At 64.3% G+C, this 23,721-nt stretch carries 19 protein-coding genes; 13 read left to right on the top strand and 6 right to left on the bottom strand.

The genetic code is table 11. The features are described 5' to 3' along the window. Positions 1-348: 348 nt before the first annotated feature. A complete protein-coding gene (gene truA, locus KA184_00380; GenBank protein MBP8128005.1) occupies positions 349-1,143 on the bottom strand; it encodes a tRNA pseudouridine(38-40) synthase TruA in 795 nt (264 codons plus the stop codon). Between the two features lie 203 nt (positions 1,144-1,346). Here truA and KA184_00385 point away from each other — a divergent pair, with 203 nt between their 5' ends. Then, a complete protein-coding gene (locus tag KA184_00385; protein ID MBP8128006.1) occupies positions 1,347-1,832 on the top strand; it encodes a hypothetical protein in 486 nt (161 codons plus the stop codon). Positions 1,833-1,917: 85 nt separating this feature from the next. Here the strand turns inward: KA184_00385 and trxA are convergent, their stop codons facing one another. Next, positions 1,918-2,235, bottom strand: coding sequence for a thioredoxin (gene trxA / locus KA184_00390; protein MBP8128007.1), 318 nt, complete (start codon positions 2,233-2,235; stop codon positions 1,918-1,920). A 179-nt stretch (positions 2,236-2,414) separates the two neighbouring features. Here trxA and KA184_00395 point away from each other — a divergent pair, with 179 nt between their 5' ends. Together KA184_00395 and thiD are read left to right on the top strand one after the other, a co-directional pair. After that, positions 2,415-3,593, top strand: coding sequence for an acetyl-CoA C-acetyltransferase (locus KA184_00395; protein ID MBP8128008.1), 1,179 nt, complete (start codon positions 2,415-2,417; stop codon positions 3,591-3,593). Between the two features lie 140 nt (positions 3,594-3,733). Continuing rightward, positions 3,734-4,579 carry a bifunctional hydroxymethylpyrimidine kinase/phosphomethylpyrimidine kinase gene (thiD, locus tag KA184_00400; GenBank protein MBP8128009.1) on the top strand — a complete coding sequence of 282 codons (846 nt, stop codon included), beginning with the start codon at positions 3,734-3,736 and terminating at the stop codon, positions 4,577-4,579. A 14-nt stretch (positions 4,580-4,593) separates the two neighbouring features. Here the strand turns inward: thiD and folD are convergent, their stop codons facing one another. Both folD and KA184_00410 read right to left on the bottom strand, forming a co-directional pair. Then, positions 4,594-5,469, bottom strand: coding sequence for a bifunctional methylenetetrahydrofolate dehydrogenase/methenyltetrahydrofolate cyclohydrolase FolD (gene folD, locus KA184_00405; GenBank protein MBP8128010.1), 876 nt, complete (start codon positions 5,467-5,469; stop codon positions 4,594-4,596). Between the two features lie 281 nt (positions 5,470-5,750). After that, the gene (locus tag KA184_00410) at positions 5,751-7,712 is read right to left on the bottom strand and encodes a cytochrome b/b6 domain-containing protein (protein MBP8128011.1); all 1,962 of its coding nucleotides are present in this window, start codon (positions 7,710-7,712) and stop codon (positions 5,751-5,753) included. Between the two features lie 364 nt (positions 7,713-8,076). Here KA184_00410 and KA184_00415 point away from each other — a divergent pair, with 364 nt between their 5' ends. From KA184_00415 to KA184_00435, 5 genes are all read left to right on the top strand, one after another. Next, positions 8,077-9,621 carry a HAMP domain-containing protein gene (locus KA184_00415; protein ID MBP8128012.1) on the top strand — a complete coding sequence of 515 codons (1,545 nt, stop codon included), beginning with the start codon at positions 8,077-8,079 and terminating at the stop codon, positions 9,619-9,621. Beyond that, on the top strand, positions 9,593-10,243 hold the full coding sequence (locus KA184_00420) for a response regulator transcription factor (GenBank protein MBP8128013.1): 651 nt from the start codon (positions 9,593-9,595) through the stop codon (positions 10,241-10,243). The genes KA184_00415 and KA184_00420 overlap by 29 nt, the downstream gene beginning before the upstream one ends. A gap of 170 nt (positions 10,244-10,413) precedes the next feature. After that, on the top strand, positions 10,414-11,046 hold the full coding sequence (locus KA184_00425; GenBank protein MBP8128014.1) for a hypothetical protein: 633 nt from the start codon (positions 10,414-10,416) through the stop codon (positions 11,044-11,046). 340 nt (positions 11,047-11,386) lie between these two features. Next, positions 11,387-13,513 carry an OmcA/MtrC family decaheme c-type cytochrome gene (locus KA184_00430; GenBank protein MBP8128015.1) on the top strand — a complete coding sequence of 709 codons (2,127 nt, stop codon included), beginning with the start codon at positions 11,387-11,389 and terminating at the stop codon, positions 13,511-13,513. 152 nt (positions 13,514-13,665) lie between these two features. After that, positions 13,666-14,214 (top strand): class IV adenylate cyclase, encoded by a 549-nt coding sequence (locus KA184_00435; protein ID MBP8128016.1) that lies wholly within the window; start codon positions 13,666-13,668, stop codon positions 14,212-14,214. Here the strand turns inward: KA184_00435 and KA184_00440 are convergent. Both KA184_00440 and KA184_00445 read right to left on the bottom strand, forming a co-directional pair. After that, positions 14,167-14,757: an HD domain-containing protein gene (locus KA184_00440; GenBank protein ID MBP8128017.1), complete on the bottom strand. Its 591-nt coding sequence runs from the start codon at positions 14,755-14,757 to the stop codon at positions 14,167-14,169. The genes KA184_00435 and KA184_00440 overlap by 48 nt on opposite strands. 4 nt (positions 14,758-14,761) lie before the next feature. After that, the gene (locus tag KA184_00445) at positions 14,762-16,204 is read right to left on the bottom strand and encodes an AAA family ATPase (protein ID MBP8128018.1); all 1,443 of its coding nucleotides are present in this window, start codon (positions 16,202-16,204) and stop codon (positions 14,762-14,764) included. Between the two features lie 156 nt (positions 16,205-16,360). Between KA184_00445 and KA184_00450 the strand changes: the two genes are divergently transcribed. The 5 genes from KA184_00450 (at position 16,361) to KA184_00470 (ending at position 23,619) form a co-directional block, all read left to right on the top strand. Next, the gene (locus KA184_00450; GenBank protein MBP8128019.1) at positions 16,361-16,984 is read left to right on the top strand and encodes a uracil-DNA glycosylase family protein; all 624 of its coding nucleotides are present in this window, start codon (positions 16,361-16,363) and stop codon (positions 16,982-16,984) included. A 69-nt stretch (positions 16,985-17,053) separates the two neighbouring features. Next, entirely contained in the window at positions 17,054-17,638 is a 585-nt protein-coding gene (locus KA184_00455) for an NAD(P)H-dependent oxidoreductase (GenBank protein MBP8128020.1), read from the top strand. A 112-nt stretch (positions 17,639-17,750) separates the two neighbouring features. Next, positions 17,751-18,989, top strand: coding sequence for an ATP-binding protein (locus KA184_00460; protein MBP8128021.1), 1,239 nt, complete (start codon positions 17,751-17,753; stop codon positions 18,987-18,989). A 131-nt stretch (positions 18,990-19,120) separates the two neighbouring features. Beyond that, positions 19,121-21,646, top strand: a complete 2,526-nt coding sequence (locus tag KA184_00465) for a leucine--tRNA ligase (protein ID MBP8128022.1) — start codon at positions 19,121-19,123, stop codon at positions 21,644-21,646. Between the two features lie 62 nt (positions 21,647-21,708). Beyond that, entirely contained in the window at positions 21,709-23,619 is a 1,911-nt protein-coding gene (locus KA184_00470; GenBank protein MBP8128023.1) for a hypothetical protein, read from the top strand. Positions 23,620-23,721 lie beyond the last annotated feature (102 nt).

Below are 23,721 nucleotides of genomic sequence, written 5' to 3' on the forward strand. Positions count from 1 at the left end.
CCGAGACAAGGAGGTCGAGGCTCACAAGACACGGAGGTCGGCCAGGATGGGCGCGCCGCGGTGTCTTCCCAACACCACGCGACCGGCGTGAACATCTCCATTACCCTCTTTGAATGGCGCCATGACTTTGCGTTGTGGCGCTCATTCCCTTTTTCGGCGCTCATGACCCAACGCCGGCGCCGCGAGTCAAGTCTCCGGCGTATCTGCCGATAGAAGAACCGGCAGCCATGAGGTGGACGATATAGCCTCGCAAGAGGCGCCGCCGTGTGTCCCAGCACGAAAGGCCGGCAACTGGCCTCATGGGCTTGCCTCCTTGAATGCGTCATAGCCTCGGTTATGGCGCTTTTTTCACGCTTGCGCAGTCCTGCCCGATTCCTCGTATGCGACGCAGACCAGCGTCAGCCCGTGCGCGGGCGCGCAATACCCTTGGAACGGACCCCGCCCCTTCAGGCAAGCCTCGAAAAAAGCGGGGGGGAAGCGTCCCCGCGCGACCTCGATCAACGTGCCTGTGATATTGCGGACCATGTGGTAGAGGAACGCGTCTCCATAGAGTTCGATGCGCCAGAGAAATTCCGCGTCGCGCGCCTGGATGAGTCCGCCGGATTCGAGCCGTGCCGAGAATATGGTGCGCACCGTCGATTCCGCCGGGCTGCCCGCGCTTTGAAAGCCCGCGAAATCGTGCGCGCCCTCGACCAGCGGCAACAGCGCGCGCACGCGTTCGAGTTCGACGCGATAGGGCACGTGCCAAGCGTACCGCGCTGACAGCGGGTCGGCCTCCTTGCCCAGGTCCAGGGAATAGGCGTAGCGCTTGGCCCTTGCCGAGAAACGGGCATTGAAATCCGGGGTGGTCTCGGTCAGTTCCGCCACGCGTATTTCCGGCCCGAGCATGCGCGACAAGGCGCGCCGCAACCGCGCGGGAAAAGGGCCGGGCCACCGGCACGAGCAGACCTGCCCGAGCGCATGCACGCCCGCGTCGGTGCGGCTCGCGCCTTGCACGCGCACGGGCTGCCCCGCGATTCGGCTCATGGCGGATTCGAGCACGCCCTGCACCGTGCGTTTGCCGGGCTGTTTCTGCCACCCGGCGAAATGCGTGCCGTCGTAACGCACGACGGCTCTCAGCGCCGTTTCCATGGTCGTATTCACGCTTCTGCCGCGCCGTGTGGCGGCGTTTCGGATGGCTGGAGTATAGGCGAAGCCGGCCGGACAGGCCAAGAGTTCAGCCTGTGGCGCGCGATGGCGCGGCCGGCAGGGAATTGTGGTATCCTGCGTACACAGTCTGCCGCTGGTATTGGTTGTGTGAAGGCCCGGGCATGCCCGCGCGGGCATGCGAGGCGGGGGAGGTTGTCATGAGTGCAGGCCCGGATGCGCCGAAGGGGTTTGTCTGCCCCGTATGTGGCGCGCAATTGCAGATTCCGCCAGACCATCACGTCCAGGAGGTTCGCTGTAACACGTGCGGGACATTCGTCGCCTGCCCGGCCGCAGAGCCGCAGGCCGCCGCCGCACCTCTTGTCCGCCTGGCGAGCAATGCCGAGTCAGCCCGGCTGCGTTTGAAGTGGAGGATACTCATCGGGTTGCTCGTGCTGCCGCTGCTGGTGCTTGCCCCGTTTTCCCTCCGCGTTGGCGCCACGGGCAGCGCCCAAGCGCTGCGCCTGTGCACGATGAACCTGCTGCTGGCCGCCCTGTACGGCTACGGGCTTATGGCGGGCGGCTATGACCCGGTCGTGATCTCAAGAATTGTGCGGCTCGACTTGGACCGCCGTCAGATCGTGGCTTTGTTCCTGCCCGCCTTTATCATCGCGCTATTTCTTGGGTACTATACGTACAGCCCGTGACGCCACGAACCCTCAAGAACCTTCCGCGCCCCCCCGCGCGGCGAATGACGCCGCCCTGCCCGGATGCCTGCGGGAGAGGGAGTGGTCAGAGCGCCGCGTCAATGGCCTTGGACAACTGGTCCTTCGCCGTCACGCCGACGAAGCGTGTTGCTTCCTTGCCGTCCTTGAGGACGACCAGGGTCGGGATGCTGGACACGCCAAACTGCTCGGCAAGGGCCTGCTCGTGGTCCACGTTGACCTTGCCGATCTTGGCCTTGCCCTCGTATTGCCCCGCCAGTTCCTCGATGACCGGCGCGACCATGCGGCAGGGGCCGCACCATTCCGCCCAGAAATCGACAAGCGTCACGCCGCCGCTCACTGTCGCGGCGAAGTTGCTCTTGGTCAGTTCAACGGCTTTCCCCATGTGTATACTCCTTGTTCTCGTATGCGCCCATCGGCGCAGGGAATCGTAACATAGCCGCATGAAGTGTGCAATCGCGTTGCCGCCGCCGCGTTGCGGCCCGCGCTTTCCCCTGCTACGATATGGGTGTTGCATGCCAGATATGCTGGCCGGGGAACAACTCAGGGAAAGAGGAATACATCATGAACGAAGTAGTGGTCGTATCAGGCGTTCGCACCGCAATCGGCACTTTCGGCGGCACACTCAAGGACTATCCCGCTCCGGACCTGATGGCGCTCGTCATCAAGGAGGCGCTTCGCCGCGCCAACGCGGCGCCCGAGGAAGTGGGGGACGTCATCGTGGGCCAATGCATGCAGCGCACGGACGAAGCCACCACGGGCCGCGTCGCCGCGCTCAAGGCCGGCCTGCCCATCTCGGTGCCGGGCGTGACCATCCAGCGCAATTGCGCCTCGGGCATGCAGTGCGTCATCTATGGGGCGCAGCAAATCATGCTCGGCGACATGGACGTGGTCGTGGCGGGCGGCGTCGAGGTTATGAGCCGCGTCCCGTACATGTTGTACAGCGCGCGCTGGGGCGCGCGCCTGCAGCATGGCGTCATGGCTGACGGTGTCTGGGACGGTCTGACCGACCCTTGGTCGGGCCTGATCATGGGCCTTACCGCGGAGAATCTCGCCGCGAAATACGACATCAGCCGGGAAGAACAGGACGAAGTCGCGCTGCGCTCGCACAACAATGCGGAAGCGGCCACGAAAGAAGGGCGCTTCAAGGAAGAAATCCTGCCGGTGGAAATCCCGCAGAAAAAGGGCGCGCCCGTCGTCTTCGACAAGGACGAACATTTCCGGCCCGGCCTGACAAGGGACCAGCTGGCGCGGCTCAAGCCCACGTTCAAGAAAGACGGCACCGTTACGGCCGGCAACGCCTCGGGCATCAACGACGCGGCGGCGGCGCTCGTGCTGATGAGCGCGAAGAAGGCCGCCGCCTGCGGCGCGAAGCCGATTGCCAGGCTGGTCGGGCACGGCCTCGGCGGCGTCGAGCCCGAACTGATGGGCTATGGCCCCGTGCCCGCGACGAAGCAGGCGCTTGCGCGCACCGGTCTCAGCCTGGACCAGATGGAACTGATTGAACTGAACGAGGCCTTCGCCGCGCAATACATCTCCTGCGAAAAACTGCTTGGCCTGAACCGGGAAATCACGAACGTCAATGGGTCCGGCATTGGCCTCGGGCATCCGGTCGGCTGCACCGGCGTGCGGATCATCGTGAGCCTGCTTCACGAGATGCGCCGCCGCGGCAACAAGCTCGGCCTCGCCAGTCTCTGCGTCGGCGGCGGCATGGGCCAGACCACGATCTGGGAGATGGTCTAGCCGCTCCCGGTACTACCCGTGCCTGTATCCGTGCACGCGGCGCGCGAGGCCCGGCCTCGTGCGCGGAAAGCGCGCGCGGACTTGCGCGAGTGATGCGGGCTGTGTCTCGACGGCGCGCAAGAGGCAAAGGAACCGTCCCTATGAGCAACGCCGTATCGGAATCGCTGCCCCTGCCGCGCGTCATGACCATTGCCGGGAGCGACTCGGGCGGCGGCGCGGGCATCGAAGCCGATCTCAAGACCTTCACCGTCCTCGGCTGCTACGGCATGGCCGCCATCACGGCCATTACGTCGCAGAACACACAGGGCGTCTTCGGCATCCACGAAGTCCCCGCGGATGAAGTGGCCCGCCAGCTCCGCGTCGTGCTCGAAGACATCGGCGCCGACGCGATCAAGACGGGCATGCTCGCTTCCGCGCGGATTATCGAGGCCGTCGCCGCGGAATTACGGCGATTCAACCCGAAGAACCTTGTGGTGGACCCCGTCATGGTCGCCAAGAGCGGCGACGCCTTGCTCCAGGAAAGCGCCCGCGGCGCTCTGGTCCGGGAACTGCTGCCGCTGGCGCTGGCCGTTACCCCGAACGTGCCCGAGGCCGAGGCGCTCTCCGGCTTATCCATTTCCGGCGAAGCGGACCTGCGCGCCGCCGCCGAGCGCATCCATGCCCTCGGCCCGCGCTGGGTGCTCATGAAGGGCGGCCATCTCGAGGGTGCCGAAGCCGTGGACTACCTGTACGACGGGCGCGCGCTCGAACGGTTCGCCGGCCCGCGATTCGACACGCCGCACACCCACGGCACCGGCTGCACCTACGCTTCCGCCATGGCCGCATGGCTCGCGCGCGGCGAGAACGTGCCCGAGGCGGTCCGCCGCGCCAAAGAGTACGTTTCCGGCGCCATCCGCAACCATGTTCCCATAGGCCGCGGCCGCGGCCCGCTCAACCACCTGTGGATGACGCCGGCGGAACAGCCCTTCCGGAACCCCCGGCCCTGAACCCTGAACCTTGGTCAACCCAGCGCCTGCGCCGCCTGCACCGTATTCTTCATCAGCATCGTGACCGTCATCGGCCCGACGCCGCCGGGCACCGGCGTGATTGCCCCGGCCTTCGCGCTGACCCCCGCGAAATCCACGTCGCCCACGAGACGCGACCCGGACTTCTTCGTCGCATCGGGGACGCGGTTGACGCCCACGTCGATCACGACCGCGCCGTCCTTCACCATGTCCGCCTTGATGAACTCGGGCACGCCCATCGCCGCGACAAGGATATCCGCCTGACGTGTCAGGGACGCGATATCCGGCGTGCGCGAATGGCACACCGTCACCGTCGCGTTGCCGCCCGGCGCTTTCTGCATCAGCAGCGCCGCCAGCGGCTTGCCCACGATATTCGAGCGGCCCACGATGACCGCATGCTTGCCCGCCGGGTCGTAGCCGCTGCGCAGCAGCAATTGCTGGCAGCCCGCGGGCGTGCACGAAACGAAACCCGGCTCGCCGCTCAACAGCTTGCCCAGGCTTACCGGGTGAAACCCGTCCACGTCCTTGCGCGGGTCGATAGCCAGCAGCACCTTGCCCGAATCGATCTGTTTCGGCAGCGGCATCTGCACGAGAATCCCGTGCACGCGCCCGTCTTCGTTCAATTCCATGATGAGATCGAGCAACCGCCGCTCCGTGCAGTCCGCGGGCAGGTCGTAATCGAACGAATTGATGCCCAGTTCCGCGCACGTCTTGCGCTTGCCCCGCACGTAGACCTCGCTCGCCGGATCATTGCCCACCAGCACCACTGCGAGGCCCGGCACGACGCCGCGCCGCTGCAACACCGCGATTTCTCGCTTCAATTCCGCGCGGATCGTCTCCGCAACCTGCTTGCCGTCGATGATCTGGGCCATGAATGCACGTCGCTCCCTGCGCTGTTATCTATCCGGACGATACGCAGCCGGATTCTAACGCACGCCAAGACGCCTTGCCAACTGAGACAGGCGATAGCCTGCGCCGCGAACAGGGGAGATGTTAGAACGCGCGCCGCCGCGTGGCGGCTGTCTGCAAGGCAAGGGTGATTCTTGACAGTATTGCCCGTAAGCCTCTACCTGGCAGTTAGTTGTACACAAGACCATGCCGGCCGCGTGTGCCACACTTGCCGGGGCGGCAGGGCGCGCGCACGTGCTTGAACTTACTCGTCGGTTTTGTCTTCGGCGTTTTGCGGGGCCTGGGTTTCGCGTTCGCGCATGATGCGCTCGTATTCGAGGGGATGGCGCGCCTTAAAGTCTTCTTCGGTGATGTGGCCGGTGATCCAGGACCAGTTCATCGGGTAGGTGTGCGGGTCGAAGATCATGTAGTAGAGGTGCCAGATGATGATGGTGAGCACGGCGAGCCACGCCTCGTAGAAGTGAATCAGGGCGACGACGTCGAGGGCGAGTTTGGGCAGGAACTTGAGGAATGTGTTGGCGAACCACATGCAGAACCCGGTGACGATCATGAGCAGCGTGCCCCACCACATGCCCCAGTATTCGAATTTCTCGATGTAGCTGTAGCGGTCGAAGCGGGGCTCCTTCCTGGCGAGTCCGAAGGCGTAGCCCAGGTTCCAGAACACGTCCTTGAGGTCCTTGATCCGGAACCAGAGCGCGAGCAGTTCGCGGCGGCCGGACCTGGTGAACAGCAGGTAGCAGGCATTGCTCACGGCGATGCCCACGAGCACGACCGCGGCGATGCGGTGGACGACGCCGCGCGCGGCGAGGCCCGCTTCGCCCGGGAAGATGACCTTGGCCCACCAGGCCTCGGGGTAGCGCAGCGCAAAGCCGGATACCGAGAGGGCAATGAACGCGACGGTCAGCACCATGTGCCCGATGGTGAGGCCGGTGGGGAAGCGGCGGTGGGTACCCTCGCCGCCGAGTTCCTGCTTGAACTTGCGCAGCGCGTGCCGGCCCATCATGAGCGTGTTGTGGAAGACCATGCCGCCGACGACGGCGAAAATCAGGATGATGTAGGCGAGCCGCACGATACCGAGGGCCTTCTGGCCCGGGTCGGTGGGCATGATGTGGACGGCGCCCACGGCGAAGTTGGGGTTCGCGTTCGAGTGGCATTGCCCGCAGGTCTTGGGCAGGTTCGAGACGTGCGTCGACGACGCCGGGTCGAGATGGGGCAGGATCAGGTGGGTGCCGTGGCAGCTGGTGCAACTCGCCACGACTTGGGAGCCGGCCGCGCCGGCGAGCCCGTGGTAGCTGTCCATGTAGCTGGCTTGACGCATGGTCTCGATGCCGAACCGGGTCATGATGCGTTCGTCGTCGTGGCAGTTCGGGCAGGTGGACCGGGCCACTTGCTGCCGGTTCACCGTGGAAGTGCGCTCTTCGGGCGCTTCAATGCTGTGTTCGCCGTGGCAGTCCACGCACGTGGGCGCGAAACGCACGCCCGCGGCCAGCGCCTTGCCGTGAATGCTTTGCTCGAACTCGGCCAGCTCCCGCGCGTGGCACTCGCCGCAGGTCTTCGGAATGTTCGCGCGGTACACGCGGGAGTCCGGGTCTTGCGATGGCAGCAGGTCGTGCGTGCCGTGACAGCCCGTGCAACTGGCCGCGTCCAGATTCCCCTTCTCGAATATGGCCCGCCCGTGTACGCTCTTCATGTATTTCCCGGACGGGTTCGCGACGGCGATCAGGTGCGCCTTGACGAGCGCGGGGTCCGAGTGGCATTTGCCGCAGGTCGCGGGTTGATTGCGCGGGTGCGTGCCGGCGAGCGGGTCGCTGGCCGGGCGCATGTCGTGGGTCCCGTGACAACTGGCGCAGGAAGCGGCGCTATGATCGCCGTTCGCGAGGGCGCGCCCGTGCAGGCTTTCCCGGTATTGCCCGGTTTCCTCGTGGCAGTTGCCGCAGTCCACCGGCAGCAGCGGCGTGTCATGCGGCAGGTCGGGTATGTCCGCGTGACACTCGATGCATTGCATGCCGCCGTGCACGGATTCCTGGTAGACGGAATCGTCGACGTACAGGGACAACGTGGTTCCGTCGGGCCGCGTCATATGCAGATCGGGGTCTTCGTGGCAGAACAGGCAGTCTGCGTTTTCCTGCGCGCGGGCGGCGAGCGGGGCCGCGCACAGTAATGCGCAGCACAACACCGCCGCGCGTTTCCCCATGGTATTTCGCATCAGCGTTACAGCTCCCTTTTCGCGACAGCGGCCCCACGGTTTCGCGCTATTGCGCATGACGGGCCGCTTCCCGGCAGACACGACCAGCGCCGGGCCGACAAACAATACGAAAAACGGAGGGGCGATTGCATCCGTGAAAAATCGAAGCAGCCCGCGCCCGCTGGGGATTTTTCCCTGATGTCCGCATGGGGCGCCGCGGCCGCTTCCGCCGGTCCGGGGGTTCGCGCGGCGCCCCGGCCGTGTTTTTCGCAGTTTTGTTCTGATATCATGGGCTATTCGCAGTGTGCCCTGTTGCGTTGGGTCCGCACGATGCCAAGAAACTTCCGGATGCGCGCCGGGCACTTCACATAAGGAAACGGGAGCGGTGACGCTGAGAAACACCGGCCGCGGCGTTGCGTTTCGGTTGCTGTGGCGCGTGCTTTGCGTGCCGATCTTCGTCAAGATCATCGGCGTGGGGCTGGTCGTGACCGCGCTGTTCGGCAGTGTCGCCTTCTATGAAAGCCGCGCCGGCATCTACCGGACCCATTACCGCATCCACGGGCGCAAGGCGCTCTCGGTCGCCTCGGCTTTGTCGCGCAACATCGAAGCGCACATACGTTCGATGAACCTGCCCGCGGTGGATGCCGCCCTGGACCGTTCCATGTCGGTGGTCCCGGACGTGCGTTACGCAATCGTGCAGGACACCGGGGGCAACATCCTCTCCCATGGGTTCACGTTTCCCAGGGATGTCCCGCCGGACCTCGCCTCGCGCGGCGAAGAACTGTGTGCGTCGTGCCACCCCGCCACTGCGTCGACGGAGATTGCGTCCGAGCTGGTCGAGACGCCCTCAGACCTGGATTTTCCCGCGGGCGAGATGCGCGAATACCATAAGGCGGACCGCCTCATCGTCGAGGCGCGCGTGCCGATTGGGCCCGAACCGCTCGGCGTGGTGCGCCTCGGTGTCGGCGACACGCTCATCGCGGACGAGTTGACCGCCATCAGCCGGTCCATGATCATGGCGCTCGCGACCTGCGCGGCCCTGGGCATTCTGCTTGCTCTCGGGCTTGCCTATCTGATCGTGCGCCCGATCCACAACCTTGTTGAGGCGACAAACCAGATCCGCGAAGGCGATTTCAAGGCGCGCGCGCAGGTCTTTTCCGGTGACGAGATTGGGGAACTGAGCACGGCCTTGAATCAGATGGCGGAGGGCCTGGACAACTACAAGCAGGACGCCCTGGAGAAAGACAAGGCGCGCGTCTTGCTCATCGGCAAGATCGTGCAGGCGCAGGAGGAAGAGCGCAAGAATATTTCGCGCGAGTTGCACGACCATTTCGGGCAGAGCCTGTCGAACGTGCTGCTGAGCGTGGAGGCCCTGAGCAAAGACTCTCCGGACAGGCCGGACCGCCTGGCCGCGCTGCGCCGGTCCATTCGCGCGCTTATCGACGATGTGCGCCGCATGGCGTGGGACGCCCGCCCCTCCATCCTCGACGATTACGGCATCGACCACGCGCTGGCCCGCTACGTCGAGGAGATATCCAAGCGTGTGGCCTTCCCCATTGATTATCAGTGCGTGTTGCCGCCGGACGCCGAACGCTTGCCCTCGGAGATTGAAGTGACGCTGTATCGCATTGCGCAGGAGGCGGTCACGAACATTATCCGTCATGCGGGCGCGGGCCAGGCCAGTATCATTCTGCTGCGACATGACCACGAAGTGAGCCTGATTGTGGAGGATGACGGGCAGGGATTCGACCTGCACGCCGTGCAGCGGCCCGGCGATACCGCACTGGGGCTGATTGGCATGGAGGAACGCGCCGCGCTTGTCGGCGGCGATTTCGCGGTGGTGTCCCGGCCGGGCGCGGGCACAACGGTCCGGGTGCGGATACCCGTGCGTGAGGAAACTTATGCGGATACGGCTATTCATAGCGGATGACCACGCGGTTTTCCGCAGCGGCTTGCGCGCCTTGCTCGAACAGGAGGAGGAATTCCTTGTCGTAGGCGAAACGGGCTCGGGCGTGGATACGCTGAAGCTCCTCAACGAAAAAGACGTGGATGTCCTGCTCCTGGACATCAGCATGCCGGGTTTGCCGGGTCAGCGCGTCGCGCGCGAAGCCCTGCGAGCGCACCCCGGCCTGTCAATCGTGGTGCTCACGATGCATGAAGACGAATACTACCTCCAGGAGTTGCTGCGCGTCGGCGTCCGCGGTTACGTGCTGAAGAAATCGACCGGCTCGGAACTGGTCCAGGCGATCCGGGCGGTCCATCGCGGCAACGTCTATATCGACCCCACGCTCGCGGGCCTGGTGGTGTCTCCCTACGTGGGGCGGCCGGCGTCGCGCGCGCGCGACCCGGTCACGTTGCTCACGCCGCGCGAGAAGGAGGTGTGCACCCTGCTCGCATACGGCCACACCAATGCGGAGGTCGCGGAAAAACTGCGCATTTCCGACCGCACCGTTGAAACCCACCGCACCAACATCATGGCCAAGCTGGAACTCAAGAGCCGCGCCGACCTCGTGCGCTATGCCATCGACAACGGTCTGCTCAAGTTCGACTGAGCGCGGATTCGCCCGTTTTTCATGTGTTTCTTCGGGCATCCGCCGGGGCACAGCGTATGGTGGATTTATACGGATGTGCGGCGCGGCGTTCGCAGGTATCATTTCCGCGTGTCTTGCGTGAATAATTCGCGCGCAGCCGCCGTCAGGCATAGGAAACGCAAGGGCGGCGGATGCGCCCAGCAGAAGAAGAGGAGCACTGGACAACGATGAAGATGACGGTCTTTCTGGGACTGGTAATGACGGTAGTGATCTTGCTGCCCCTGGTGGAACTGACCAGCGTTACGGCTGAGGGACAGGCGACTTACGTTTCGGCCAGCAAGTGCAAGATGTGCCACAACAGCAAGGCGGAAGGCGAAGTATGGAACGCGTGGAAGGCCACTGCGCACGCTCGCGCCCTTGAAACGCTATCGGGCGAACAGTCCTTGGCCCTGGCGAAGGAAAAGGGCCTGACCACGCCGCCATCCGAAGCCCCGGAATGCCTCCGCTGCCATGTGACCGCCTTCGACCCCGCCACCGGCAAGCCCGCGCCCGGACTGGATGTGAAAGACGGCGTCCAGTGCGAAGCGTGCCATGGCCCGGCTTCCCTGCACATTGAAGACGGCAAGCGCAAGAAAAAAGGCGAAGAGGTGGATATGTCGAAGAACCAGACACACCCCGAAGTCAGTGATTGCGTCGTTTGCCACAACGATCAGAGCCCGACGTGGAACCCTGAGCGTTACACGCTCAAGGACGGCACGAAGTCCGGTTTCGATTTCGAGCAGGCGTGGGAGAAGATCAAGCACGGCCCGCCCGCCGCGAGTTGACCATCCCGGTTTTATAGAAAAGTAATGTCTATCTGGAAGCGCCCGGCCCGGCCGCCGGGCGCTTCCTGCGTTATGCGCCTGAAAGAGACCGCGTAGTTTTCCCGTAGGCCGCGCCGCGAATATCCATGCTTTCCCGGATGATTCGATGGCCGTGATGGCTTATGCTTAGCCACGTTCATGGTGGGTTTTCATAGATGGGTTCCGGCGTGTGGGAACAAGATCATCACGCGATTGCGCGATAGCCTGAATAGGGACCGCGGGCGGGTGAGAAGCCCGCGGTCCACGGAATCAAAACGGCTTGCCCAGCGGAGGCTGGGGGCCACAAGGAAGGGTCAAGTTCATGGGAAAGCGGTTTAGACAAAGCGTATGCGGCGGGATATCAGGAAACCTGCTTCTCGTCATGGTATGCGGCCTGAGCGTATGCCTGATGGCGGGCTGCCCCCTCTTGCAGGGCCCTGCAGGCCCGACCGGTCCTGAAGGCCCCGAAGGCCCCGAAGGCCCCGAAGGCCCCGAAGGCCCGACAGGCCCTCCAGGTCCGGGCTTTGCATGGGCGCCGGGGCTGAATATCACCATTCAGTCCGTGACGATTCCCGCCGACCTGCGGCCGGAAGTCCGGTTTACCGCCAAGGACAACAAGGGCAACAATGTCGTCAAGGCGGAATTCACGGATGTCCGGCTCATGCTGGACTACCTGGAAGGCAGCGGCGTTGACAAGAGCGCCGTCAGCGGGCGGTACGTAAGCTACACACTCGCCAGCAACGGTCAGGCGACCACCGACTCGGCTCGTCTCAACGGCGTGACGCAGAATACGGACGGTTCGTTCACGTACAAGTTCGCCGCGGCGATTCCGGCCGGATATGATCCCGCTGCGACGCACCAGGTAGGCGGCCAGATTGGCCGCATGTACGTTGTGAACGGGAAGACGTATTTCGCAAATCCTGTTTTCACGTTCCGGCCCGACGGCGCTGCCGTGACACAGACGCGCGAGATCGTGGACACGGAGACCTGTAACGCGTGCCACACCCGCCTCGCGTTCCACGGCGGTGGCCGCCGTGAAGTTCAGTACTGCATCCTCTGCCACAACGAACAGAGCATTGACCCCGAGACGGGAAACACCGTGGACATGCCGGTGCTTATCCACAAGATTCACCGCGGCGAAAGCCTGCCCAGCGTGGAAGAGGGCGTTCCCTATCAGATCATTGGCCACGGCGGCTCGGTGAATGATTACTCTACCGTCGTTTTCCCGCAGGACATCCGGAAGTGCGAGGTGTGCCACCAGAGCGCGCCGCAGGCCGACGCCTGGAAGACGACGCCGTCGCGCGCGGGCTGCGGTTCCTGCCACGATCGCACCTGGTTCGGCGACCCGGACGAAACCCCGGAAGGTTTTGAAAATCACCCGCTCGATTTCGAACAGGCGGATGACAGCCAATGCAAGACTTGCCACACGCCGGATGCCCCGGGAATCTCCCCGATCAGCCTGGCGCACCGCCGGCCCGTCGAGCAAGAGGAAGCTCCCGGTCTCGCGTTGGATATCGTGGGCGTGAGCACCAACCCCGCCGACGGGACGCTGCAGATCACCTTCACGGCGGCGAACGGCGACGGCACGCCCGTTACGGCCCTTTCCAGCCTGAGCTCCGTTTCCACGCTCGTGGCCTATCCCGCCACGGACTACGAAACCTTCGTGCGTGAAGCCATTCAGGGCAGCGGCGGCCCCAACGGCACGTTGGACACGAACGCCAGCCCGACCGGCACGTACGTGTACACGTATCGGGCCAAGCTGCCCGCCGGCACGGGCGCCACCTTCGCGGTCGCGATGGAAGGGCGGCGTACCTTCGAATCGGACGGCGCCAACGTCACGCAGGGCACTTCGTCCAATGGCCTCACGTACTTCACGTTGGATGGTGCCGAACCCGAGCCGCGCCGTGAAATTGTGGACCCGGAAAAGTGCAACGCCTGCCACGGCGAGATGCGCTTCCACGGTGAGCAGCGCTATGGCGTCGACCTTTGCGTCATGTGCCACAATCCGAACACGACCGATATCACGCGCCGGCCCGCCGAAGAGATTGCCGGCGCCACGACGATAAACTTCAAGGACATGATCCACGGCATCCACACGGGCGAGGAACTGGAAGGCCCGTTGACCATCTACGGATATGGCAACGTGCCGCACGACTTCACGGAAGTGCGTTTCCCCGGCGACCGCCGCGACTGCGAGATGTGCCACCTGCCCGGTACCTATGAGCTGCCGGTCCCCGAAGGCGCCCTCTCCACCGTTGTCGACAACACGGTTGCGGTCACGGAAAAGCTGCCCGAACGCGCGGCGTGCACCTCCTGCCACGACGGCGTTCTGGCCAACTTCCATGCCATGCTGAATACGGATGAAGGCGCTGGTGTCGAGACCTGCGCGGTCTGTCACGGCGCGGATGCGGACTTCGCCGTTGAATCCGTGCACGAAATCGAGCCTTGATGCGTCGCGTCGAGGCATGAAGAGACTCTGAACGGTTGTGCGGACGTGGCGCCGGTTCCGGGCGTCACGTCCGCATGCGTTATGTGGAACGCGGGTGACCACGTGGCGGGCGTGCATAACAGTGCGAAAGCCGCGTGGGACAAGGGACGCGCATGCGAAATATCGAACTGAAAGCCCGGCTCGACGATCCGAACGCCGCGGAACGTATCTGCCGGACCCTGGGCGCTACCCCGGAAGGAGTCGTAAAACAGCGCGATACGTATTTCAACGTTGCCCAAGGGCGTCTGAAGTTCCGGGAAACCAGCGCGGGCCGCACGGAACTTATCTTCTACCGCAGGCCCGATGAATCGGGCCCCAAGGCGTCGGATTACATCGTCGAGGCCGCGGAGCCCGCCATCAAACACGTGCTTGCCGAGGCCTTGGGCGTGAAAGCGGTGGTGGAAAAGGCTCGCACCTTGTACCTTTGGGAAAATGTCCGCATTCATCTGGACCACGTCAAGGGCCTGGGAGGCTTTATTGAGTTCGAAGCGGTGCTGACGCCGCCCTATGATGACGCCGACGGGCGCCGCAAGCTGGACCAGCTTATCGAGGCTTTTGGCCTGCGGCCGGGGCAGCAGCAGCGGCAGTCTTACCTGGAGCTTGTTCTCGCGCGCTCAGCGGGGGCGCCGACGGCCGGCGCGCGCGCAAATCGCGTCGAATAGCGCGCGGACGGGTTCAATCCCGTAGTCTTCGAAATTGCCCCGGGTTTCCCAGAATTCCTCCAGCCGGCCCCGTTGTTCCTGCTGGTAGCACCAGACCTTGAGCATCATTTGGGCCTTGTCCAGTGCGCGCACCAGCCGCGCCTCTTCCGTGCGCGCTTCGGCGAATTCCCGATGTGCCGCGGCCAGGCGTTCCGGGAAGCCGCGCAGCAAGTCGCTCACAATAGCCTGCTCCGCCGCGTCTTTTGCGGCCCGCAGGCCTTCTCCGGCCGCGGGCAGGGGAATATCCATGAGCCGCGCTTCCGCGAGGTCATGCACGAGCGCCATAGCCAGCACCCGCTCGCGGTCCCAGCGGCCGGGGTACTGCTCAACGAACAGAAGAGCCATCAGGCTGACGAAATGGCTGTGCGCCGCGACGGACTCCGGTTCTGTTACGCCGCGCAGCACATACCCCGCGCGCGCCACGCGGTCGAGCGGATGCAAATGCTCGAGGAGTTCGACGACGCGACCCGCGAAGGCAGACGGCACGGCCGATTGCATATCCATGATGTTATTCGCCGTTCGATGCGGAGGGGCCGCCGCCGCGCCGCGCCGCGCTTGCGCGCAAGGCCTCCATTTCCACGCTCTGGGCTGCGTTCGCGTGACGCAGTTCCTCCAACTCCGACTCCACGGCGCGCAGGCGCGCCTGCGCCGCGTCCAGCGTTACCTGCAACCTTCCCTGAGAGGCCCGCGCCTCTTCCAGCATCTCCGCGGCGAATGCCTCTTCCCCGGCTGATTCCAGGCAGGGGGCACCGCATTCGCCGTCCCCGTTCTGGGCAATGCGGTCGCGCATCGCGGCAAAGGAGGCCAGCCAGTCATTGCGCCGCGCAAGAAGATGTTCAAGCACCTCGCCCGCGCGCGTCTCGGCCTCGGCCAGCGCGGCCTGGATCGCGTCGCGCTCGGACCGGAGCGCCTGCGCATCCTCCGCGGCAAGTTTCAGCGCGCCCACCTGGCCCTGCAGCCGCGCCTGCTGGGCGAACGCGGCGGACGCGTCTTCTTGCGCTTCCGTCAAAAGCGCGCGGAGCCGGTCCGCCTGAGACGCCCGTTGCCACGCCTCGGTCAATTGCTTCTCGATAAGGTCTCGCTGTTCCACCGCCGCGTTCCGCTCGGCCTCGCAGGCGGCCAAGGCCAGCCGGTGCTGTTCGACGAGACTCGCCTCGCGCGCCGCGGCCGCCTCGCGCTCGTCCGACAACGCTTTTTCGAGCCGCGCCCGTTCCGCCTCCGCGGACTGCACCTTGGTCTGCATCTCGGCGGACTGCGAACGGACGGTGCCCAGTTCCCCCGCGAGCTTCGCTTTTCCGGCCAGCTTCTCCTCCAGAACGTTCCGTTCCTTGCGAAGCGCTTCCGCCTGGGCCCGCAGGTCAGCGGATTCGCGGCGGAGCCCCTCCAGTTCCTGCCGCAACTGCTCGTAATCCGCCGGCGCATGCTGCTCGGCAGCCGCCGCCGTGCTGGCGGGCGCGGCGGGGGCGCGCGCCGGCGCCTGGCGCGCGCCAATTTCGATGATACGTCCGGCGCGCAGCAGAGCCTTGAACTCGGGGCTCAGCGCCGGCAAGCGGTCGGGATGGACGCAGCTTGCGACCACCACTTGGTGACCATGCTCCAGAAACAGCCGCGTTACCGCCTCCAGTTCCGGCACATGCTCCCGGAATTGGTCTAGTTCGTCCACGAGGAATATCGCGGGTCTGCCCCGAATGGGCGTGGCGTCCTTGAGAAGGCCGCGCACCTTTTCGGGGAATTCGCGCGCCATGATGAGCGCGAGACTTGTCTTCACGGCGCTGGCGCGCACGCGCTTCACGATGGCCCAAAGGAGATGGGTTTTGCCGCACTGGTCCGGGCCGAGCAGCAGCACGGGGCGCGGCCCGGAATACCGGAGCGCGGCCACCTCACGACATACGTCGAATGCCGTCTGATTGGCCTCGGCCAGCTCGAATTGTTCAAAACCGAAGGTGTTCATGCGGCGCCTTCCGCGGTCCCGCATCCATCCCGCTTGCGGATTGTAATGGGGAGGTTACCGGCAGTCAACCGTGCCGTGTCTGGCGGGTTCGAGCGGTTTTGCCCATTTTGCCGACGCTGCGGCATACTGCGCGCCGGGAATGGAATGAAAATCAGCATGACGCACCCCAACAAATCAGAGCCACTGCCGGGTCCGGAAGACGCGTTGCAGCGGCTCCTCGAAGAAGCGCGCGCCTGCCGTGTTTGCGAAGCCAGTCTGCCGCTCGGGCCGCGGCCTGTCTTGCGCGCGAAGGCATCGGCGCGCATCTTGATTGCGGGCCAGGCCCCGGGCTTGCGCGTGCATCAGACCGGCGTGCCTTGGAATGACCCCAGCGGGGACCGGCTGCGCGCATGGATGGGTATCGGCCGCGAAGCGTTCTACGACGACTCGCGCATTGCCATCATCCCGTCCGGGTTCTGCTATCCCGGCCGTGACCCGCGCGGAGGAGATTTGCCGCCGCGTGCTGAATGTGCGGAAACATGGCTGGCGCCGCTGATGCGCCTGCTGCCGCATATCCAATTCGCGGTCCTGGCCGGCGCGTACGCCCAGCGGCTGCACCTGGGCGGCCGCATTCAATCCACCCTTACGGAAACGGTGCGCTCTTGGCGCGAATATGCGCCCCGTTATCTGCCGCTGCCGCATCCCAGTTTCCGCAACAACCAGTGGCTAAAGCGCAATCCGTGGTTTGAAACCGAGGTGTTGCCGTATCTTCGCAAGCGGGTGCGCCTGCTCTTGCGGTAATTGAATCCTCCGCGCTCGCACCCCTTTTCCGGTTTCTGGTAGTCTCTTCCTGTACCGTGAGACGAAAGCATGGGAAAGCGTATCGCGCTATTCTTGGGCCATCCCGACAGCGACAGTTTTTGCGGCAGCCTGGCGCGCATTTACGTGCGTGCGGCGGAGAAGAATGGCGCGGAGGTGCGGTATACCGAACTCGGCGCGCTGAAGTTCGACCCCGTGCTGCACCGGGGCTACAAGGTCGCCCAGGAATTGGAGCACGACCTGCAAGCCGCGCGGCGCGATATATTGTGGGCCGGCCACCTCGTGTTTGTGTATCCGTTGTGGTGGGGGGCGATGCCTGCGCTGCTCAAAGGTTTCGTGGACCGCGTGTTTACGCCCGGCTTCGGCTTCCAGTTTGAGAGCGAGCGGTCTTACATATGGCGCCGCCTCCTGCATGGCCGGTCCGCGCGCCTGATTGTCACCATGGACGGCCCCCCGCTTCTCATCCGTCTTCTCTACCAGAATCCGGGTATCCACATGATGAGAGATATGACCCTCGAATTCTGCGGCGTCAGCCCCGTTGGCGTAACGCTGCTGGGCTCGGTGAAGCGCGCGACGCGCGCCCGGCGCCTGCTCTGGAAGATGGACGTGGAAGATTTGGGCCGGGCGGGGCGCTAAGACGGGGGCCCAAGCAGATTGAGCCGCCTTTTCTTGAATGTTAGTATATCGGGCTCGCGGTGCTGAATGGACCGATTGGGCATCTTTCGTCTCTTGTGGACCGGAGAACACCATGACGAAGACCATTACTGTCGAAGTGCGCGACGATCACCTGGAAACGCTGGCGCGCACGAAGCCCATGAACGCCCTCGCGGAGCTGATCTGGAACGCGCTCGACGCGGAGGCTACGAACATCCGCGTTGAATTCGTCGAGAATGAAATGGGCGGCGTTGAAAGCGTCCGCATCGTGGATGATGGTTACGGCCTGCATTATGACGATGCGTTCATCGTTTTCCGGAACCTCGGCGGTTCGTGGAAGCGCGAAGGTCTGCGCACGCACCGGCGCAAGCGCATGCTGCACGGCAGATACGGACGCGGCCGGTTCCGTGCGTTTTCCCTGGGCAACCATGTTGAATGGCAGACCGTGTATGAAGAAGCGGGGACTCGTTACGGCTACGGCATTATCGGCAGGGCCGCGCGGCTGGGCGAATTCGAGATCAATGACGCGCGGGGTTGCCCCGGCAGGCCGACGGGGTTGTCGGTAAGTATTTCCGCGCTTTCGAGCGGTGTGGAACTGTTGCGCGGCGTGAAGGCGCTGGCAGAGGTGACGGACGTCTTCGCGCCCTATATGCGGCAGTATCCCGACGTGAAACTCACGTACGACAATGTGCCGCTCGACCCGGCGAATGCGGAAGAATGCTCGCGCGATTACCTGCTGCCGGAACTCGTGATGCAAAACGGCGAGCGCGTCCGCGCTGCGTTGACTGTCGTAGAGTGGAACACGCCGGGCAAGCGCGGCGTGTTCCTCTGCAATGAAGAGGGCTTCATGCTGCATCACGCGCTGCCGCGCCTCTACTTTCGCGGGTTCAGTTATTCGGCGTACCTGAAATCCGCTCATCTGGCCGCGCTGGACGAGCAGGGCCTCCTGCAGGTCGAGGAACTCTCGCCGGACCTGCGGCAATTGCTCGACGCGGCGCGCGCGAAATTGCGCGAACACTTCACCGTGCGCGAGGTCGAGCGGGCGCAGGACACGCTGGCCTACTGGCGTGACTTGGGCATCTATCCCTATGAGGGCGCACCGAAAAACGCCGTCGAAGAGAACGAGCGCCGCATCTTTGAGATCTATGCGACGCACCTCAACCAGATCTTCGCCGATTTCGCGGAATCCTCACCCCGCAACAAGCGCCTCACGCTTCGCCTGATTCAGGAACTGGTCCGCACCGAGCCCACGCGTATGGCGCGCATCCTCGACGAACTCCTCGAATTCCCGGAAGAAAAAGAGAACGAAATCCTCGAATTGGCCGGGGGATGACGCGAGCCCCGGTCTCGATGAAGGTCGTACCGAACGCAAATGGGAGTTTGCACTGCAAACGCGCGCCTGTGCTATAGTCGCGGACAATTCCCTGTCTTCCACGAGAGAGCCCTACGGGAGTATTTCATTTCATGTCGAACGGCAGTTACGACCATAAAGCCATTGAGAAAAAGTGGCAGGAATACTGGCTGAAGCATAAGACGTTCAAGGCGGAAATCGACCGCGGGAAGCCGAAGTATTACGTCTTGGACATGTTCCCCTACCCGAGCGGCGACGGCCTTCATGTCGGCCACCCGGAAGGGTACACCGCCACGGACATCATCGCGCGATACAAGCGGATGAAGGGGTTCAACGTGCTGCATCCGATGGGATGGGACGCCTTCGGCCTGCCCGCGGAACGCCACGCCATGCGCACCGGCGAACATCCGGCGGTGATCACGAACAGAAACTGCGGCGTGTTCCGGCGGCAGATCCAGGCGCTCGGCCTGTCCTATGATTGGGACCGCGAAATAGACACCACGGACCCCGCCTACTACAAGTGGACGCAGTGGATCTTTTCCGTGCTCTTTGAGCGCGGCCTCGCCTACGAGATCGAGGCGCCCGTCAACTGGTGCCCCGCGCTGAACACGGTGCTCGCGAATGAGGAGGTGAAGGACGGCAAGTACGTGGAAACGGGGGACCCGGTCGAAAAAAAGATGATGCGCCAGTGGATGCTCAAGATCACGGCGTACGCGGAAAAGCTTTTGCGGGACCTCGAGGAACTGGACTGGCCCGAAGGCATCAAGGCGATGCAACGCGAATGGATCGGCCGCAGCGAGGGCGCCGACGTGCTCTTCAAGGTCGCCGGGTCCGGCGAGGAATTCATGGTCTTTACGACGCGCCCGGACACGCTGTTCGGCGCGACGTATTGCGTGCTGGCCCCCGAACATCCGCTCGTATCGCGGATAACGACGGACGCGCAGCGGGCGGACGTGCAGGCGTACGTCGCCGCGGCGGAACGCAAGAGCGCGCAGGAGCGCATGGCCGACGAGCGCGACAAGACAGGCGTGTTCACGGGCGCGAATGCGGTCAACCCCGTAAACAATGCCGAGATCCCCATCTGGGTGGCGGACTATGTGCTCGCCGAGTACGGCTACGGCGCGATCATGGCGGTGCCCGCGCATGACACGCGCGACTACGCCTTCGCGAAAAAGTTCCGCCTGCCAATCATCGAGGTGGTCTCGGGCGGCGATATTTCGGCGGAGGCCTATACCGGCGACGGCGTCATGGTGAATTCGCGGATCATCGACGGGCTGCCCGTGCCGGAAGCGAAAAAGAAGATTACGAAATGGCTCGAAGAGCGCGGCCAAGGCAAGGCCACGGTGAATTACAAGCTGCGCGACTGGCTCTTCTCGCGGCAGCGCTACTGGGGCGAGCCTTTCCCGATCTTGCGGCTCGACGACGGCACGGTAAAGATGGTCCCGATGAAGGACCTGCCCGTCCTGCTGCCGGAACTCGATGAATACAAGCCGGCGCCCGACGGCCAGCCGCCGCTGGCGCGCGCGCACGCATGGGTGCGCACGGTCGACCCGGAAACGGGCCGGCCCGCGACGCGCGAAACGAACACGATGCCGCAATGGGCGGGCTCGTGCTGGTATTTCCTGCGCTTCGTGGACCCGCGGAACGACCGCGCGGCATGGTCGCCCGAGGCGGAACAATATTGGATGCCCGTGGACCTCTACGTAGGCGGCGCCGAGCATGCCGTGCTGCACCTGCTCTATTCGCGGTTCTGGCACAAGGTGCTCTACGACGCCGGATGCGTGTCCTGCAAGGAGCCGTTCCTCAAGCTCTTCAACCAGGGCATGATCCTCGCCTATTCGTACCGCGACACACAGGGCAAGTACTACTACCCGAAGCAGGTGGAGAAGCGCGGCGAACACTGGTTTGTCAAGGGCACGGATACCTGCGTCGGCACGCAGATCGAAAAGATGAGCAAATCGCGCTTCAACGTAGTGAACCCCGACGAAGTCATCGAGGAATACGGTGCGGACGCGATGCGCCTCTACGAGATGTTCATGGGGCCGCTCGACCGCGAAAAGCCGTGGACCGACGAAGGCATCCAGGGTGTTTTCCGTTTCATCCGGCGCGTATGGGCGCTGTTTATCGGCGATGACGGCGGCTTGCACCCGCGCATCGTGCCCGCGGGCGGCGACCCGGCGATGCTCAAGCTGCTGCACAAGACCGTCAAGGCCGTATCGCACGACATTGAGCACATGCTCTTCAACACGGCGATCGCGCGCATGATGGAGTTCCTCAATGCGGCCAACAAGGTCGAGGTCATCGACCAGCACGTGATGGAGCAGTTCGTCCTCGTGCTTTCGCCCTTTGCGCCGCATATGGCGGAGGAACTGTGGTCGCGTCTGGGCCATGGCGACACGCTCGCGTACGAGCCTTGGCCGCTGTTCGATGAGTCGCTTCTGAACGAGGACTGCATGGAAATCCCGGTGCAGGTGTCGGGCAAGGTCCGGGGCGTGGTCACCGTCGCGGCCGATGCCGGCAAGGACACGGTCATCGCGGCGGCGAAGGCCGACGCCAAAATCGCGAAGCATCTCGAGGGGAAGACGGTGGTGAAGGAAATCTACGTGCCGGGCAAGATGATGAACCTGATCGTGAAATAGGCGATGTCCCGGAACGAGCGGCGTGCCTGACGGCGCGGAATTCAGAGGATAGGGAGGACGCCATGACCGATGCCCATCCCCATGGCGGCAACGGGCGCCATCCGCGTGCGCTGATGTGCATGTCTTGCCTGTGTCTGGCTGCTGCGGGATGCGCCTCGCTGCCGCGGCAGGAAGCGCGGCCGCCGTGCGTGAATGTGCTCGATTTCGGCGCCATGCAGGATGGCGTCGCGGACGCTACCCCCGCCTTTCAACGCGCGCTCGACGCCGCGGCCGCTGCAGGCGGCGTGGTGTGCGTGCCGACGGGAAAATACCGGTTCGACGGTGTGCTCGATATTCCCGCCAACGTGTGCCTCGAAGGCGTGTGGCGCGCGCCCGTGCGCGGCGAACCGCCGGACCGCCACGGCAGCGTGTTGCTTGCCTGCGCGGGCAAGGGCGACGCCGATGGGACGCCGTTCCTCACCATGAATGAGAACAGCTTGCTCAAGGGTGTAACGATCTTCTACCCGGAGCAAGTCCGGGCCGATCCGCCGGTCCCGTACCCGTGGACGGTGCGCGGCAACGGCAAGGACAACATTGCCATACTCGATGTGACGATGGTCAATCCGTATCAGGCGGTTGACCTTGGCACGAAAGCTTGCGGCAGGCACCTCGTGCGCAACCTGCACGCTTACCCGCTGTTTCGCGGCCTCTATGTAAACCAATGTTACGATGTGGGACGGCTCGAAAACATCCATTTCTGGCCGTTCTGGGACATTGACCCGAACAGTCCGCTCTGGGAATTCACGAAGCAGCACGCGACCGCGTTCATCCTGGGCAAGACCGACGGCGAAATGGCTGTGGGCCTGTTCTGCATCTTCTATCACGTTGGGATGCACTTCATCGACGGGCCGGTCTATGACGCCGAAGGAAACCTGACGGGTTACGCCGGCGGCAGCGGCATGTATACGAATTGCTATCTCGACGTGTCGCCCTGCGCCGTCAAGGCCGACGCGGTCATGGACACGGCGGGCGTCTGTTTCGTGAACGGCAGCATCATGTCGCACGTAGCGGTGGGGCCGAAGAACCGCGGCCCGGTCAAGTTCGTCGGTTGCGGCTTTTGGGCGACACGCGACCTTGCTTCGCACGCGACACTCGCGGGGCGCGGCTCGGTCATCTTCGATGCCTGCCAGTTCAACGATTGGGACCGCGCGGAGCGCGGCGCGCCATGCATCGACGCGAACAACAGCCGGCTGATTGTGTCCGCCTGCGACTTTCCGGCAACGCGCGACGGCTGCCAGGTGCTGCGCCTGGGCCCGCGCGTGCGCAGCGCCGTGATTATGGGCAACACGATGCCCGGAGGCGTCAACATCGTCAATGACGCCCCGCCGCAAGCCGATATTCAGATGGGACTCAATGCCGCCGGGCCCAAGCCTAACTACATTGTGGAATGGCTGGCGCTCGGGCCTTTTCCAAACCCCGAGACGCCCGGAGCGGCGCCGCCGCGGCCTTGCCGTGCCGGTATTGACATCGATTATCTCGAAGCGCTGGGCGGCGAAAAGGGCGCCGTCCTGACGCCGGACGCGGGCGTCGCGTACACGGACGGGGACGGCGCCACGCGCAGGGCGACTGTCCGGGTTCTGCGCGCGGATGACCGGCACTGCCTGGATTTCCATGCCCTCTACGAAGAAGACCGGCGCGTGGCATATGCGTTCGCATATGTCTATTCAGACCGGACGCAAACGGCTGGTTTCGACGCGGGATTCAACGACGGCGGCAAGGTTTTCGTGAATGGGATGGAGGCGTATCGTCGATTCACGCCCCAAGGCGCGCAGTGCGTGCCCGGGCTCGACCTTTTCGAGGCGGAACTTGAACCGGGCTGGAACCGGGTGCTTGTGAAGGTCGAGGACGGCGGCGGGGCCCGGTGGGAATTCACATTCGAGGCCTACGGCGAGGACGGCGCGCCGCTCCGATCGGCGACGGAGCTCCCGGAATAGCGGTCTGGTGTCGTGGGCGCGCTGCTCCGCATGGCATCATTACCGGCGCCGCTTCCTGCGCGGCTGCACGAAGGGTCTGCAGAAGCGCGGGTCCAAGAACAC

The organism is Candidatus Hydrogenedentota bacterium (assembly GCA_018005585.1).
GTDB lineage: Bacteria > Hydrogenedentota > Hydrogenedentia > Hydrogenedentales > JAGMZX01 > JAGMZX01.